This is a genomic window from Candidatus Endoriftia persephonae (genome assembly GCF_023733635.1).
Taxonomy (GTDB): Bacteria; Pseudomonadota; Gammaproteobacteria; order Chromatiales; family Chromatiaceae; genus Endoriftia; species Endoriftia persephonae.
Window position 1 is genome coordinate 1,051,443 of the sequence record NZ_CP090569.1, and the last position, 15,972, is coordinate 1,067,414.

The window sequence follows — 15,972 nt, forward strand, 5'->3', positions numbered from 1 at the left end:
GTCGAATTGAAATTGAAGGAGAGTAAGCTTGAATCCGGTCAAAGTAGGTCTGTTGGGGTTGGGCACCGTCGGCGGCGGTACCCTGAATGTACTGACCCGCAACGCGGCAGAGATTGCGCGCCGCGTCGGACGTGGCATTCGCATCACCCACGCTGCTGCCAAGGCCTATGATGCCGACAGCTTGCTGGGGCTGGATCAGGTCGAGGTCTGCGACGACGCCTTTGCGGTGGTCGACAACCCGGAGGTGCAGATCATCGTCGAGCTGATCGGCGGCTACTCTCCGGCCAAAGAGCTGGTGCTGAAGGCGATCGAGAACGGCAAGCACGTGGTTACCGCCAACAAGGCGCTGATCGCCATGCACGGCAATGAGATCTTCGAGGCAGCGCAGCGCAAGGGCGTCACCGTGGCCTTCGAGGCGGCGGTGGCTGGTGGCATCCCGATCATCAAGGCGGTGCGTGAGGGACTGGCGGCAAACCGGATCGAGTGGCTCGCCGGCATCATCAACGGCACCGGCAACTTCATCCTCACCGAGATGCGCGACAAGGGGCGCGACTTCGATGATGTGCTGAAGGAGGCCCAGGCGCTGGGCTACGCTGAGGCCGACCCCACCTTCGACGTGGAGGGGATAGACGCGGCGCACAAGCTGGCGATTCTTGGCTCGATTGCCTTCGGCATCCCGCTCCAGTTCGACAAGACTTACACCGAGGGCATCACCCGAATTGAGCGCCAGGATGTGGAGTACGCCAACCAGTTTGGCTACCGCATCAAGCATTTGGGTATAGCCCGCAAGACCGACAAAGGCGTGGAACTGCGCGTACACCCGACCCTGATCCCGGAGCGACGCCTGATCGCCAATGTTGATGGGGTGATGAACGCGGTGCTGGTGCAGGGCGACGCGGTGGGTCCAACGCTCTACTATGGTGCCGGCGCTGGTGCAGAGCCCACCGCCTCGGCGGTGGTGGCTGATATCGTCGACATCGTACGCGCCCTCACCACCGATCCGGAGAACCGGGTGCCGCACCTGGCGTTCCAGCCCGGCGAGCTGGCCGACCTGCCGATCCTGCCGATGGAACAGGTCGAGACCGCCTACTATCTGCGCATCCAGGTGGAGGACAAACCCGGTGTGGTGGCGCGCATCGCCGGCATCCTCGGCGAGGCGGGAATCAGCATCGAGGCGATCCAGCAGAAGGAGCCGGCAGAGGGCGAGAGCCTGGTGCCGCTGGTGATGCTTAGCCACCGGGTGGTGGAGGGGCAGATGAACCAGGCGATCGCGCAGATCGAGGCCCTTGATAGCGTCAGCGGCCAGGTGATGCGGATCCGTGTTGAGCAGCTCGACGCCTGAGCGAATTAAAGCGCCAGATCAGCTGCAGTGGTCTGGCCAAACGATATTTAAAAGTATTTTAGGAGCCATCATGCCATTCAGATCCCGTTATACCGGCCTGATCGACAAGTACCGCGATCGCCTGCCAGTGCACGACGACACCCGCGTCATCTCCCTCGGTGAGGGTAACACCCCGCTGATCCGTCTCAACAACATCCCCCGCACGCTCGGCAAGGATGTGGATATCTACGTCAAGTATGAGGGGCTCAACCCCACCGGCTCGTTCAAGGATCGCGGCATGACCATGGCGGTGACCAAGGCGGTGGAGGAGGGCTCTACCGCGATCATCTGTGCCTCCACGGGCAACACCTCGGCATCGGCGGCAGCCTATGCGGCACGGGCCGGCATCACCGCCTTTGTGCTGATCCCCGAGGGTAAGATCGCGATGGGCAAGCTGGCCCAGGCGATGATGTATGGCGCCGTCACCCTGCAGATCCGCGGCAATTTCGACGACGGTATGCAACTGGTGAAAGATATCGCCGAGCATGCCCCAGTGACCATCGTCAACTCGATCAACCCGTTCCGCCTGCAGGGGCAGAAGACCGCCGCCTTCGAGATCATCGAAGAGCTGGAGTGCGCCCCCGACTACCACTGCCTGCCGGTGGGTAACGCGGGCAACATCACCGCCCACTGGATGGGCTACACGGAGTATTTCGAGCACGGCAACGTCAACAACAAGCCGACCATGGTGGGTTATCAGGCGGCTGGTTCCGCGCCCTTCATGCGTGGCGGTCCGGTGAAGGATCCGGATACCATCGCCACAGCGATCCGCATTGGTAACCCCCAGTCCTGGGACAAGGCGTGGACGGTGCAGAAGGAGTCGGGCGGCTGGTTCGATGAGTGTACCGATGAGGAGATCCTGGCGGCGCAGAAGCTGCTGGCGCAGACTGATGGCGTGTTCTGCGAGCCCGCCTCCGCCACCTCCCTAGCCGGTGCGCTGCGCGACATCAAGTCGGGCAAAATCCCCGAGGGCAGCAAGGTCGTTTGCACCCTCACTGGCAACGGCCTGAAGGATCCTGACACCGCCATCAAGCAGTCGACCTCGCCGGTGATGACCGTCGACGCGGAGCTGGAAGCGGTGAAGCGCGCGATCCTCGACAATATGGCTGACTAATCAAAACCCGTAGGAGCGCCGCTTGAGGTGCGAAGGCTGAGCCAGTCTGTTCGCGCCGCCAGCAGCGCTCCTGCCCGTTTTATCTCTATGGCGAAATCCAACGCCGAACTCCATCTGCTGATCCCCGGTCTGTTGGGGCCGATGCCGAATCTGGCCGCTTCCGGCCGGCTGCCGGCAATCCCACTGATCGAACGCCTGCTGGCCCGAGCTGACCAGGTGCCGGTGGAGGGCAGTGATTTCCCATCAACCCTGTTCGGCCTATTCGGTATCGAAGCGGAAACCGGGCATGATCTGCCCCGCGGTGCGGTGGATCTGCTGGGTGATGGCGTGGCTCCGGGGGATAGCTTCTGGATGCGCGCCGACCCGGTGCATCTGCGTCCCGATCGCGACCGGCTGCTGCTGTTTGACAATCAGCTGTTGCAGATTGAGCAGCAGGAGTCCGAGACGCTGCTGGCGCTCTTCAATCGGCACTTTGCCGACGATGGCCTTGAGCTGATCGCCCCCCACCCCGATCGCTGGTATCTCCGCCTTGTTGAGGCTCCCGATCTGCAGACCCGGTCGCTGGAGTCGGTGGTGGGGCGCAACATCGAGATGTTTCTGCCCCAGGGTGACGATGCGCGCCACTGGCGCAGGCTGCTGAACGAGATGCAGATGCTGCTGTTCAATGCGGAGCCCAACCGTCAGCGTGAGCTTGCCGGGCGGATCGCGATCAACGGACTCTGGCTGTCGGGGGGCGGGTGCCTGCCGCAGTCGCCGAAGCCGCGCTTTGCAGCTGTCTGCTCGGATGATCCGACCGCACTCGGACTGGCGCGGCTGGCAGCTGTCGATCTGCATGCCGATGAGCGGGATGGATTTATCGCCAGCGATGGGGCAACCCTGCGTACTTGGTCTGCTCTGCTTTCCCCGGTGTTGAATGCCGACCCCTATCTCTGGATCGAGGCGCTTGAGCAGTTGGAGGCGGAAGTGGCGAGTCTGCTGCGACAGGGCGAGTTCAGGCAGCTCACCATCTATCCCTGCACTGGTCGTGGCTATCGGGTCACCTCTGGCGCCATGCGTCGTTTCTGGCGTCGAGCCCAGCCGATTCTGCAACTGTTGGAGAGTAACCATCCATGAGTGATCTGATCAATGGCATCCATCATGTCAGCCTGATCGTGGCAGATACTGATACCGCACTCAGCTTCTACTCCGGTCTGCTGGGGCTGGAGTCGATCAAGGCTCGTCCTGATCTGGGCTTTCCAGGAGCCTGGCTGGCGCTGGGTGAGCAGCAGATCCATCTGCTGGAGTTGCCCAATCCCGATCCGGTCGCGGGGCGTCCCGCTCATGGTGGGCGGGATCGCCATTTGGCGCTGCAGGTCGCTGATCTCGACAGACTCAAGGCGCGGCTGGAGCCGGCCGGTGTCGCCTATACTCTGAGCCGCTCCGGACGGCGCGCACTCTTTTGCCGCGACCCCGATGGCAACGCGCTGGAGTTTGTCGAGACTCCGCTCTCTGCCTCATAACCTTCTCTTCTAAACAGGAACTCTTGAAATGCGCTATCAAGCTATTCTGCTGGGAATGCTGCTGGTCCTTGTGCTGACTGCAGTGATGATCGGCCTGGCTCTGCTGGCTGGCGCCACTCAGGCGACTGGCCCGCAACTGCTCACCGCCTCGGCGCTGTGGATCCTGGCCGGGCTCCTCTGCGCCAAGAGCAGCCGGGAGGCAGGCATGCTGCATGCACTGATCGCCGGCCTGCTCGGGGCACTGCTGATAGCCTGGCTTGTCTCTTTTATGGTAGATGCCACTGATAGTCTGTTGCTGAAATCTCTCGCCACCCGTCCCCTCTTCATGTTCGTTATCCTGGGCGGATTTTGGGGGTCGGTGGGTGGCATGATCTGGGAGATCGTGCGTGTTGTGAAGCTGAAGAAGGCGGCGAAGAGAAGCGTGCGGCGTGAGTGATCGGGTAGGAGACGGTCGCTTCAGGCGGGGCGCGACTGTACGTGCGGGTAAAAGAAACCCCCTTTCGGGGGCTATAAGTGCTGCTCAGAGGAGGGGCTAGCAAATAGGCTTTTCAGTAGCAGTTGCCGTGCTGCTATGGCAGTGCTACTCAGCTCTCTTTGTTGAAGAGATCCTAAACCTTGCTCGGAATAGCGACCGTGACAAGGGTCACAGGAAATAAATTCGCGTTGGGCGGGAGCGGGAATGGAGATCGGGTCCTGCTTCAGATTGTGACAGCTCCGGGTGCATGGTCGGTGCTTCGCTGATCATCGATCAGCTGCGGTTCATGGCTGCCGCCGGCTTGGTCGAGATCGGCATTGAGCCAAAGGATAGCTCGCGGGCGTTCATCAAGGATTGGGCGCCAGGCCGGAGCGTGGAGGAGTATGTTGTTTCGGCCAGCATTGAGGCGATCAAGCCCTGAGGTCGGCTCACTCCTCGGGTGTCTTTGGCAGCCGCTCGGCGATAGAGCGCCGTAGGCACTCCAACTGTTGCTCTTCTTGCAGGGGTTGTTTATCGCGGTCGGTGATGAAGAAGATATCCTCCACCTGAGCTCCGATGGTGGAGATCTTGGCGTGCTGCAGGCTGATGCCGCAGGCGAGGAAGGCCTGCCCGACTTCGGAGAGCAGGCCGGGTCGGTCGAGGGTGACTAGCCGCATGGTGGTGCGGTGGTGGGTCAGATCCTGGGAGAAGAAGATCCGGGTTGGGGTGTCGAAGCTCTTGTGCTGGCGCGGGATGCGGCGTTGCACTCGGAAACAGTCGGCCTCCGTCTGGCTCATGCCGAGGCGCATGCTGTCGAGGATCTCATCGGTGCGCTCACCTGGTGTGACCGGTGAGCCATCCTCTTCCAGGACCAGGAAGGAGTTGAGTGAGTAGCCCTGACTGGTGCTCATGATGCGTGCGTTGACGATAGAGAGGCCGATCTGGTCGAGCAGGGTGGTACTGAGGGCAAACAGGTTGTCCCGTTCGATGCCGTAGTAGATCACCTCGGTGCCGCCGCGATGTTCGGTCTGGCGGATCGCGATCAGTGGCAGTTCGCGCTTCGGAGTGTCGAGGATCAGGCGGCTCTGGCTGCAGATGGCGTTTACCGAATGGGTCAGGAAATATTCGGGGTTGTAGCTCTGCCAGAGCTGCTCCAGGCGCTCCTGAGAGTAGCCTTGTGCTATCAGTCCCTGGCGCGCCTCCGCCTGCTTTTCACTGATTAGCTCCTCCTGCGCCAGCGGGTTGCCGAGGCCGCGCTGCAACAGCTGTCGGGTTGATGTGTAGAGATCGCGCAGTAGGGCCTCTTTCCAGGAGTTCCAGCGTTTTGGATTGGTTGCCTGGCTGTCGGCAACGGTGAGTAGGTAGAGGTAGTCGAGCCGATTCAATTCTACCACCTGCTCGGCGAAGGCCTGGATTACCTCGGGGTCGCTGATGTCCTTGCGCTGCGCAGTCATCGACATCAGCAGGTGGCGGCGTACCAGCCAGGCCACCAGGCGGCTATCGTACTCGCTGAGGTGGTGGCGGCGACAGAATTCCAGGGCGTCCTCCTGCCCCAGCTCTGAGTGGTTGCCGCCGCGTCCCTTGGCGATGTCGTGGAACAGTGCGGCGAGATAGATCAGCTCCTGCTTGGGCAGATTCTGCTGTAATTGGCTGCAGAGCGGGTATTCATGGTTGTGGCTGGGTACCGCCAGGCGACGCAGATTGCGGATCACCATCAAGGTGTGTTCGTCCACTGTGTAGACGTGGAACAGGTCGTACTGCATGCGCCCGACAATATTGGCAAACGCCGGGATGTAGGCGGCGAGCACGCCGTAGCGGTTCATGCGTCGGAGCTGTTCGGTGATACCTTCGGGCTGGCGCAGGATCTCCATAAACAGGCTGGTGGCCTGGATATCCTGACGGAATGCGTCGTCGATCAGGTGGCAGTGGTCACGGATTAGGCGGATGGTGCGGGCGCGCACCCCTTTCAGCTCGGCATGCTGCTGCAGGGTCAGAAACAGCTCCAGCAGGGCGATCGGGGTGTGCTTGAAGATTTCGGGGCTGCTGGCCTCGAGGAAGCCGTTGCGTTGCTGGAAGCGGCGGTTCAGCTGCACCGGCTCGTCCAGCCGATTTTTCAGCAGGATCGCCTCCTGAAACAGCTGCAGCAGCATCTCATTGAGGCGGCTTAGCTCCATCACGGTGCGGTAGTAGAGCTGCATAAATTGCTCTACCGCCAGGTTGGCCGAGTCGTCGTCATAGCCGAACTCGGCGGCCAGCGCGCGCTGATGCTCGAACAGCAGACGGTCCCCGGCGCGTCCGGTGAGAGTGTGCAGGGCGAAGCGCACCCGCCAGAGGAAGTTCTGGCCCTCGATCAGGGTGTTGTACTCATCCTGGGTGAGAAATTCGTGCAGCACGAGATCCTGCAGGGTCTCGGCGCGGAAGTGGCGTTTCACCACCCAGCCGATCATCTGGATATCGCGCAGGCCGCCTGGCCCCTCTTTTATGTTGGGTTCCAGGTTGCTGACACTGTCTTCATATTTGGCGTGGCGCGCCTGCTGCTCCTTCCACTTTGCCTCGAAGAACTCGCGGCTGTTCCAGATCCGGTCGGGGCCGGTGGCCTCGCGCATCGATTCAAACAGCGCCAGAGGCCCGGTCAGCAGCCGCGACTCCATGATGTTGGTGGCGACGGTGATGTCCTGCTCCGCCTCGCGCACGCAGTCGGTGATGGTGCGCACGCTCTGACCCACCTCCAGACCGATGTCCCAGAGGGCGGTGAGAAACGCCTCCAGTGGCTCCCGCTGTTGTTCGAATTCGGCCTCGCTCTCGAGCAGCAGCATCAGGTCGATATCGGAGGCGGGGTGGAGTTCGCCCCGGCCATAGCCCCCCACTGCCACCAGCACGACCCCACTGGCGTCGCTGAAATGGTGGCGCCAGGCACGGACCAGCAACTCATCGATCAGTCGGGCACGGGCGCAGACCAGCTGATCGATCGCCACACCCTTATGATATTTTTCCTGAATTAGCGCCGTACCCTGCTTCAGAGTGGTCTGGAATTTGGCGAACGGAAAGGTGTCGGCCTGCAACGCCTGATCCAGTGGTTGAAAGTCAAATTCAATCTTGGGCATGGATGTCAGTGACCGCTGGCGAACTGGGTCTCGTTCTGGCGCAGGGTGAGTACCTCGCAGCCTTCGGGCGTGATCAGCAGGGTGTGTTCGAATTGGGCTGAGAGGCTGCGGTCGCGGGTCACTACGGTCCAGCCGTCCGGGCGCAGCTTCACATGGCGTTTGCCTGAGTTGACCATCGGTTCGATGGTGAAGCACATGCCGGGTTGCAGCACCAGGCCGGTGCCGGGGCTGCCGTAGTGCAGCACCTGCGGGTCTTCGTGAAACTCCTTGCCGATGCCGTGGCCGCAATATTCGCGTACCACCGAGTAGTTGTGCTGTTCGACGAAATCCTGGATCGCATGGCCGATGTCGCCCAGCTGGGCGCCGGGCTTGGCCTGCTGGATGCCGATCCACAGCGCCTGCTGGGTGATATCCATCAATCGTTTCGCCAACACACTACCTCCACCGACCAGGAACATCTGGCTGGTGTCGCCATGGTAGCCATCCTTGATCACGGTAATGTCGAGATTGATCAGGTCGCCCTTCTTCAGTCGTTTCTCGTTGGGTATGCCGTGGCAGACAACCTGGTTGACCGAGCTGCAAATCGATTTGGGGAAGCCCCGGTAGTTGAGCGGTGCCGGGATCGCCTGCTGCTGGTGGACGATGTAGTCGTGGCAGATCTGGTCGAGCTCTGCGGTGGTGATGCCCGGTTTCACGTACGGCTCGATCATCTCCAGGACCTCGGCGGCAAGATGGCCCGCAACGCGCATTTTTTCGATTTCCTGGGCGGTTTTGATGGTGACGCTCATGGGCTTGAATTTGGTTGGTGGTCCGGGGGATACAGCCACATGAAGCGGCGGGAGGGTTTGTCGCAGTCCGGCGGGTATGGTATAAAACGCCCCGCCGAATCGCAAACGGTTCGCATTATTGTGGTGGCAGGCGCAGATCGTGCCGCAGTCCACCAAATCCGCACATACATCGACACATGTACCGGGGTGCTCAGCAGCATTGCTGCGGGGTCGGGGCATGGGGTGTATGGAGGCCTAACCCGATACAATTAGGAGATTTATATGAGCTCTGTATCTATGCGCCAGATGCTTGAGGCTGGTGTGCACTTTGGTCATCAGACCCGCTACTGGAACCCGAAGATGAGTCCTTACATCTTCGGTCATCGCAACAAGATTCACATCGTGAATCTTGAGAAGACCCTGCCCCTCTACAACGATGCGATGAACTACATCGGTTCTCTCTCCGCCAACGGCGGCAAGATTCTGTTTGTTGGTACCAAGCGCGCTGCCCGTGATGCGGTCCGCGAAGAGGCGCAGCGCTGCGGCATGCCCTTCGTTAACCATCGCTGGTTGGGCGGCATGTTGACCAATTTTAAGACCATCAAGCAGTCGATCAAACGTCTGAAAGAGCTTGAGGCGATGTTCGAGGACGGCAGTGTCGAGCAGCGCTTTAACAAGAAGGAAGGCTTGGGCCTGAAGCGTGAGATGGAGAAGCTCGATCGCAGCATCGGCGGTATCAAAGATATGGGCGGTCTGCCCGATGCGATGTTTGTCATCGATGTGGGCAACGAGAACATTGCAGTGGCTGAAGCGCGCAAGCTCGGTATTCCGGTGGTCGGCGTGGTCGATACCAATAACGACCCAGATGACATCGATTACGTTATTCCCGGCAACGATGACGCGATCCGCGCGGTCCAACTGTTTGTGCAGGGCGCCTCTGCGGCAGTCTTGGAGGGGCGCGCCAGCGCGGCCCATGTGGCGGCATCTGGCGCTGGGGATGAGTTTGTCGAGGTCAAAGACGACAACGCGTAAACCCCGATAGCGATATTCTGCTCAGACCGGATCCGCGTGGTAGGCGCGATCCGGTCGCTTTTCGTTTGAAGTTACGAATCTACAGAGGTAGGACAGAACATGGCGATTACAGCCTCTCTGGTTAAAGAGCTGCGCGAGCGTACCGGCGCAGGCATGATGGAGTGCAAGAAGGCACTGGTTGAGACGGATGGCGATGTTGAGGCCGCGATCGAAGCGATGCGCAAGTCCGGTCAGGCGAAAGCGGCGAAGAAAGCCGGCCGAACCGCGGCTGAGGGCGTCATCGTGATCAGCTTCTCTGATGACAACAGTAGCGCGGTGATGGTTGAGGTCAACTGTGAGACCGACTTCGTCGGTAAGGACGAGAACTTCACCTCATTTGCCGACGCAGTGGCCGAGCGCGCCCTCAGCAGCGGTGCTGAGGATGTCGCCGCGCTGATGGGGCAGTCGCTGCACGAGGGCGAGGAGACCACCGTCGAACAGGCCCGCGAGGCGCTGGTGTCGAAGTTGGGTGAGAACATGAATGTGCGTCGCTTTGCCCGCCTGCAGAGCAGCAAAGGCAGCCTGGTGAGCTACCGTCACGGTGTGCGCATCGGTGTGGTGGTCGAGCTGGAGGGTGGCGACGAGGCGCTGGGTAAGGATCTGGCAATGCATATCGCCGCTACCAACCCGGTCTGCCTGGATGCCGACAGCATGCCCCAGGAGATGCTGGCGAAAGAGCGTGAGATCGTCACCGCCCAGGCACAGGAGAGCGGCAAGCCCGATAACATCGTCGAGAAGATGGTGGAGGGGCGGATGCGCAAGTATCTCGCCGAGAACACCCTGCTGGGACAGGCCTTTGTCAAGGATCCCGACCAGAGCGTGGAGAAACTGCTCAAGAGTCGAGGTGCTTCGATCATCCAGTACCAGCGTCTGGAAGTGGGCGAGGGCATCGAGAAGAAGCAGGAGAACTTCCGCGACGAAGTGATGGCCCAGGCCAAACTCTGATGCGAAATCTGGCCGCTGCCCCACCAGGGGCGGCAGCCTAGTCTTCCAATCCCTACAAAACAAGGAATGCGGTAAACCATGTCGGAACTGATCTGCCAGCGGATTCTACTCAAACTTAGCGGTGAGGCCCTGATGGGCAGCGGCGACTTCGGCATTGATCCGGATGTGATCGCGCGGGTTGCCGGCGAGGTCAAAGAACTGAGCGAGGCTGGCGTGCAGGTCGGCATGGTGATCGGCGGCGGCAACATCTTCCGCGGCGCCGGTTTGGCCCAGGGCGGCATCGACCGGGTCACCGGCGACCACATGGGGATGCTGGCGACGGTGATGAACTCGCTGGCGATGGCGGATGCATTGCAGCGCATCGGTGTGCCGACGCGGGTGATGTCGGCGCTGGCGATGCCGGATGTCTGCGAGGGCTTCACCGCTCGTCAGGCGCGTGCCTGTCTGGCGGCTGGTGAGGTGGTGATCCTGGCGGCCGGCACCGGCAATCCCTACTTCACCACTGATTCCGCCGCCTCGCTGAGGGCGATTGAGATCAAGGCCGATCTGATGATCAAGGCGACCAAGGTGAACGGCGTCTACTCCGCCGATCCGGTGAAGGTGGCCGATGCTGAATTCTATCCGGTGCTCAGTTACGATCGAGCGCTGGCAGAGAATCTGCAGGTGATGGACGCAACGGCGATCGTGCTCTGTCGTGACAATGGCATGCCGTTGCGTATCATGAATGTCAACGAACATGGTGCCCTGATGCGTCTGATGCGCGGAGAGGCGATCGGCTCCTTGGTTGAGAGCGGAGAGTGAGATGATCGACGATATCAAAAGCGATGCAGCAACACGCATGGACAAGAGTGTCCAAGCGCTGCACAACGAGTTGGCCAAGATCCGCACCGGGCGGGCCCATCCAAGCCTGCTCGACCACATCAAGGTCGACTACTATGGTTCCGAGACGCCACTCAATCAGGTGGCTAACATCAATATCGAGGATGCTCGCACCCTGGCCGTGACCCCCTGGGAGAAGACCATGGTGCAGGCGGTGGAAAAGGCGATCATGACCTCCGATCTCGGCCTCAATCCGATGTCGGCGGGCACCGTAATCCGGGTGCCGATGCCGCCGCTTACCGAAGAACGCCGCAAGGACATGATCCGTATAGCGCGCAATGAAGCGGAGGGAGCACGGGTGGCGGTGCGCAATATCCGCCGCGACGCCAACCACGATCTCAAGGATCTGGTGAAAGAGAAGATGATCTCCGAGGACGACGAGCGCCGTGGCCAGGAGATTATCCAGAAACTGACCGATCAGCACGTCAAGACCATCGATGAAGTCCTGGCGGTAAAAGAGAAAGATCTGATGGAGTTCTGATCGTCAAGGCGAGATTAGCAACAGGATTTCAGCTCCTTATGAGCACAGCAGGCCAGACCGACAGCACCGGGACGCCCCCCCAGCTTCCCCGGCACATTGCAATCATTATGGACGGCAATGGTCGTTGGGCAAGGCAGCGGGGTTTACCGCGCTACGCTGGTCATCCCGCCGGTGTCGAATCGGTGCGCAAGGTGGTGGAACACTGCGTGCAGCAGGGCATAGAGGTGCTCACCCTGTTCGCCTTCAGCAGTGAAAACTGGCAGCGGCCGAAGAAAGAGGTCGGCCTGATCATGGATCTGTTCATCCGCGCCCTCAGAAAGGAGGCGCGACGCCTGCACCGCAACGGTGTCAGGCTGCGGGTGATCGGCGACCGCACAGCCTTTCCGGAAAAACTGCAGCGACGCATCCATGAGGTGGAGGCGCTGACTGCGGCGAACAGTGGTCTGATATTACAGGTGGCGGCAAACTACGGCGGCCGCTGGGATATCATTCGCGCGGCGCGTCGACTGGCCCGGCAGGCGGCTGCCGGTGAGATCGATGTCGATGCCATCGACGAGCAGGCACTGGCGGCGCAGCTTGCCTTCCCTGATCTGCCTGATCCCGACCTCTTCATCCGTACTGGCGGCGAGTGCCGTGTGAGCAACTTTCTGCTCTGGCAGGCGGCCTACTCCGAGCTCTACTTCACCGATCTGCTCTGGCCTGAGTTCGATGCCGCTGCCCTCGACGCGGCGATTGCCGACTATTCCCGTCGGCAGCGTCGTTTCGGTCGCACCGGCGAGCAGGTGGTGGAGACGCAATCGGCCAAGGATCTCTGAGCACATGCTCAAACAGCGCCTGCTGACTGCTCTGATACTGGTGCCGCTGGTGGTAGCAGCGGTGCTGTTGCTCCCAAGTCTCTATCTGGCGATGCTGCTGGGGCTGGCTCTGGCGCTAGGAGCCAATGAGTGGGGGCGACTCTCAGGTCTTGGCTTCTGTTTGCACCGCTCCCTCTATATCTTGCTGGTCACTGTTGCGCTGCTGGCGGTATCGCTGCTGTTTGATCAGCACGGCTGGGTCATGCCGTTGCTGAGTCTGGTGGTGCTCTGGTGGCTGTTTAATATCCTGCGATTGTGGCGTTACCCGGGTGGCGTGAGCCTCGAGGGTTTCAGCCCGCTACAGGCGGCCGAAGGGCTGTTGGTGCTGGTGCCGACCTGGTTTTCGTTGGTCTATCTTCACTACACCGCAGAGCGGGGCCCCGGCCTGATGCTGTTCCTGCTGGTGCTGATCTGGGGTGCAGATAGCGGTGCCTACTTTGCCGGCAGGCGCTGGGGGCGGGTCAAGCTGGCACCGCGGGTCAGCCCGGGCAAGAGTCGAGAGGGAGTCTATGGAGCGCTGGTTAGTGCGCTGCTGCTGGGACTCTGGCTCGGCTGGTGGCTGGAGGCGCCACTAGCCGACTATCCCGGGCTGCTGCTGCTCTGTCTGCTGACCACGATCTTCTCAGTAGCCGGTGACCTGTTTGAGAGCCTGATGAAGCGTCAGCGCAGCATGAAAGACAGTGGTACGCTGCTGCCGGGCCACGGTGGCATGATGGATCGGATCGACAGCCTGACCGCGGCAGCTCCGGTGTTCGTTTTGGGTCTGATAGTGATGGGCAGAGTGTGATGAAAGGGCTGACGATTTTGGGTTCCACCGGTTCGATCGGAGTCAGCACTCTGGACGTGGTGGCGCGCCACCCGGAGCGCTATCGTGTGGTGGCGCTGACTGCCAACCACGATGTGGAGGGGATGCTTCAACAGTGCCAGGCGTTCCGCCCGCAGGTGGCGGTAATGGCCGATGAGGCTTCGGCGGAGGCGCTGGCCGGGCGGCTGAGGGATGAGTCGCTAAACATCGAGGTGCTCTCTGGTGTGGTCGGCTTGGAGCGGGTTGCTTCGATGCCCGAGGCTGACTATGTGATGGCGGCGATCGTCGGCGCCGCCGGGCTGCTGCCGGCGCTGGCGGCGGTGCGCGCCGGCAAACGGCTGCTGCTGGCCAATAAGGAGGCGCTGGTGGTCTCCGGGCATCTGTTTATGGAGGAGGCGCGCCAGCATGGCGCCGAGATCCTGCCCATCGATTCGGAGCACAACGCGGTGTTCCAGTGCATGCCGGCTGACTTTGAGCGGGGGCTGGCGCAGGTCGGCGTGAAAAAGATCCTACTGACCGCTTCCGGCGGACCGTTTCGCCGCAGCAGCCTGGATGAGTTGCGTGCGGTCACCCCGGAGCAGGCCTGCGCCCACCCTAATTGGGAGATGGGGCGCAAAATATCTGTCGACTCCGCCACCATGATGAATAAGGGGTTGGAGGTGATTGAGGCCTGCTGGCTGTTCCGCACCTCACCAGAGCAGGTCGAGGTCGTGCTGCATCCGCAGAGTGTGATCCACTCGATGGTGGAGTACAACGACGGCTCGGTGCTGGCGCAGCTGGGTAATCCTGACATGCGAATCCCTATCGCCCACGCCCTGGCTTGGCCGGAGCGGATCGAGTCGGGGGTCGGCAGCCTCGATCTATTTGCGGTGGCGCGGCTCGATTTCGAGGCCCCAGACACCGAGCGATTCCCTTGTCTGCGTCTCGCCTATCAGGCGATCGAGGCGGGCGGTACCGCGCCGGCGGTGTTGAATGCGGCGAATGAGGTGGCGGTGGCACGCTTCCTTGAGGGAAATCTCGACTTCCTTGGCATCCCACAGGTGGTGGAGCAGACTTTGAATGCCTTTGCCGTCGAACCGGCAGAGACTCTCGAACTGCTGCTGGAGCAGGATCACCGCGCACGGGAGTATGCGGAACAAGTGGTGCGGGAAAGGGTCTGACGCCCTGACTGCCGGAGGTTTCGATGGGTTCCCTATTGTTTACGCTACTTTCCTTTTTGCTCGCGCTGGCGATCCTGATCGCAGTCCATGAGTTTGGCCACTTCTGGGTGGCGCGCAAGCTTGGGGTTAAGGTGCTGCGCTTCTCGATCGGTTTTGGCCGCACCCTGTGGCGTTGGCAGGGCAAGCGGGATGAGACCGAGTATGTGGTGGCGGCAATCCCGCTGGGTGGCTACGTCAAGATGCTGGATGAGCGTGAGGCGCCGGTCCCTGAAGCGGAGCTGGATCGCGCTTTCAACCGGCAATCGTTGGCGGTGCGCAGTGCCATCGTGGTGGCCGGTCCGCTATTCAACTTTCTGTTTGCGATCTTCGCCTTCTGGCTGATCTTTGTCAGTGGCGACATCGGTCTGAAGCCCCTTGTGGGGAGTGTCGAAGCGGAATCGCTGGCGGCGCAGGCCGGTTTTGAGGTAAATGATCAGATCCTGGCAGTGGACGGTGAGGAGACGCTCACCTGGGAGAGCGTCGTCTACGCGTTGCTGGCGCAATCGATCGAGCATCAGCGCTTGGCGGTAACTACTGAAGATGAGTCGGGGCGTCAGCGGGTGCGCTGGCTTGAGACCAAAAATCTGCATCAGATGGCAGAGGATGGGCAGCTGTTGTTGCGTCTGGGGCTGGCCCCGAAGCGCCCCCATCTGCCGGCGGTGATCGGTGCTCTGCTGCCGGGTGAGCCGGCTGAACAGTCTGGTCTGCAGGTGGCGGATCGGCTGCTCAGCGTCGATGGCGAGCCGCTGGCCAGCTGGAGCGCCTGGGTGAAGTATGTGCGGGCTCATCCTGCGTTACCGATGCAGGTCGAGGTCGAGCGGGGCGATGAGCGGTTCTTTGTCGAGCTGACACCTGCGAAGATCGAGAGCGAGGGCAAGCCGATTGGGCGCATTGGCGCCAGCGTGCAGGTGCCTGAAGGGCTGATGGATGAGTTCCAGGTGGAGGTCAGTTATCCACCGGTGGAGGCGCTGGGTAAGGCGCTGCAGAAGAGCTGGGATCTCTCCTCGCTGATGCTGAAGATGCTCGGCAAGATGCTGATCGGCGAGGTCTCGGTGAAGAACCTGAGCGGGCCGATCTCGATCGCTGAGTCGGCTGGCAAGTCGGCCAGTTACGGGCTGGTCTATTTTCTCAAGTTTCTGGCGGTGGTGAGTATCAGTCTCGGTGTGCTCAATCTGCTGCCGGTGCCGGTGCTCGATGGCGGTCATCTGCTGTTTTTCCTGCTCGAGGCGGTGAAGGGCCGTCCCCTGTCGGAACGGTTTGTTGAGCAGGGGCAGAAGATCGGCATGCTGCTGTTGTTGGCATTGATGGGGCTGGCGTTTTACGTGGACATCAATCGGCTGCTCGGCTGAAACGTTGCAGGGGGATGGGCGCGGTAGGCTAACCAGGGAAGATCCCTTATACTAGCGCGGCTGTAATAAT

At 61.2% G+C, this 15,972-nt stretch carries 16 protein-coding genes; 14 read left to right on the plus strand and 2 right to left on the minus strand.

All coding sequences use genetic code 11. From position 1 onward, the window contains the following. Positions 1-28 precede the first annotated feature (28 nt). From L0Y14_RS04765 to L0Y14_RS04790, 6 genes are all read left to right on the plus strand, one after another. On the plus strand, positions 29-1,342 hold the full coding sequence (locus L0Y14_RS04765; protein ID WP_005959099.1) for a homoserine dehydrogenase: 1,314 nt from the start codon (positions 29-31) through the stop codon (positions 1,340-1,342). Positions 1,343-1,412: 70 nt separating this feature from the next. After that, positions 1,413-2,495, plus strand: coding sequence for a threonine synthase (thrC, locus tag L0Y14_RS04770; RefSeq protein ID WP_006475417.1), 1,083 nt, complete (start codon positions 1,413-1,415; stop codon positions 2,493-2,495). A 27-nt stretch (positions 2,496-2,522) separates the two neighbouring features. Continuing rightward, complete coding sequence (locus tag L0Y14_RS04775; protein ID WP_006475416.1) at positions 2,523-3,608, plus strand: hypothetical protein; 1,086 nt, start codon at positions 2,523-2,525, stop codon at positions 3,606-3,608. Continuing rightward, positions 3,605-3,994: a VOC family protein gene (locus L0Y14_RS04780; protein ID WP_005959102.1), complete on the plus strand. Its 390-nt coding sequence runs from the start codon at positions 3,605-3,607 to the stop codon at positions 3,992-3,994. The genes L0Y14_RS04775 and L0Y14_RS04780 overlap by 4 nt, the downstream gene beginning before the upstream one ends. A 28-nt stretch (positions 3,995-4,022) precedes the next feature. Next, the gene (locus L0Y14_RS04785; protein ID WP_005959103.1) at positions 4,023-4,430 is read left to right on the plus strand and encodes a hypothetical protein; all 408 of its coding nucleotides are present in this window, start codon (positions 4,023-4,025) and stop codon (positions 4,428-4,430) included. A gap of 286 nt (positions 4,431-4,716) precedes the next feature. After that, positions 4,717-4,890: a class I SAM-dependent methyltransferase gene (locus tag L0Y14_RS04790; RefSeq protein WP_005959104.1), complete on the plus strand. Its 174-nt coding sequence runs from the start codon at positions 4,717-4,719 to the stop codon at positions 4,888-4,890. A 7-nt stretch (positions 4,891-4,897) separates the two neighbouring features. Here the strand turns inward: L0Y14_RS04790 and glnD are convergent, their stop codons facing one another. Together glnD and map are read right to left on the minus strand one after the other, a co-directional pair. After that, complete coding sequence (gene glnD / locus L0Y14_RS04795; protein WP_005959105.1) at positions 4,898-7,552, minus strand: [protein-PII] uridylyltransferase; 2,655 nt, start codon at positions 7,550-7,552, stop codon at positions 4,898-4,900. A 5-nt stretch (positions 7,553-7,557) separates the two neighbouring features. Continuing rightward, the gene (gene map / locus L0Y14_RS04800) at positions 7,558-8,340 is read right to left on the minus strand and encodes a type I methionyl aminopeptidase (protein WP_006475415.1); all 783 of its coding nucleotides are present in this window, start codon (positions 8,338-8,340) and stop codon (positions 7,558-7,560) included. Positions 8,341-8,616: 276 nt separating this feature from the next. Here map and rpsB point away from each other — a divergent pair, with 276 nt between their 5' ends. From rpsB to rseP, 8 genes are all read left to right on the plus strand, one after another. Further along, positions 8,617-9,351: a 30S ribosomal protein S2 gene (rpsB, locus tag L0Y14_RS04805; RefSeq protein ID WP_198295043.1), complete on the plus strand. Its 735-nt coding sequence runs from the start codon at positions 8,617-8,619 to the stop codon at positions 9,349-9,351. 99 nt (positions 9,352-9,450) lie between these two features. After that, positions 9,451-10,335 (plus strand): translation elongation factor Ts, encoded by an 885-nt coding sequence (tsf, locus tag L0Y14_RS04810; RefSeq protein WP_005959108.1) that lies wholly within the window; start codon positions 9,451-9,453, stop codon positions 10,333-10,335. A gap of 78 nt (positions 10,336-10,413) precedes the next feature. Beyond that, positions 10,414-11,136, plus strand: a complete 723-nt coding sequence (pyrH, locus tag L0Y14_RS04815; RefSeq protein WP_005959109.1) for a UMP kinase — start codon at positions 10,414-10,416, stop codon at positions 11,134-11,136. 1 nt (position 11,137) lies between these two features. After that, complete coding sequence (gene frr / locus L0Y14_RS04820) at positions 11,138-11,695, plus strand: ribosome recycling factor (protein WP_006475414.1); 558 nt, start codon at positions 11,138-11,140, stop codon at positions 11,693-11,695. 107 nt (positions 11,696-11,802) lie between these two features. After that, complete coding sequence (gene uppS / locus L0Y14_RS04825; protein WP_006475413.1) at positions 11,803-12,510, plus strand: polyprenyl diphosphate synthase; 708 nt, start codon at positions 11,803-11,805, stop codon at positions 12,508-12,510. A gap of 4 nt (positions 12,511-12,514) precedes the next feature. Beyond that, positions 12,515-13,336 (plus strand): phosphatidate cytidylyltransferase, encoded by an 822-nt coding sequence (locus L0Y14_RS04830; protein ID WP_005959112.1) that lies wholly within the window; start codon positions 12,515-12,517, stop codon positions 13,334-13,336. Then, positions 13,336-14,514, plus strand: a complete 1,179-nt coding sequence (gene ispC / locus L0Y14_RS04835) for a 1-deoxy-D-xylulose-5-phosphate reductoisomerase (protein ID WP_006475412.1) — start codon at positions 13,336-13,338, stop codon at positions 14,512-14,514. Before L0Y14_RS04830 ends, ispC begins: the two co-directional genes overlap by 1 nt. Before the next feature lie 23 nt (positions 14,515-14,537). Beyond that, positions 14,538-15,902, plus strand: a complete 1,365-nt coding sequence (gene rseP / locus L0Y14_RS04840) for an RIP metalloprotease RseP (protein ID WP_005959114.1) — start codon at positions 14,538-14,540, stop codon at positions 15,900-15,902. Positions 15,903-15,972: the final 70 nt, after the last annotated feature.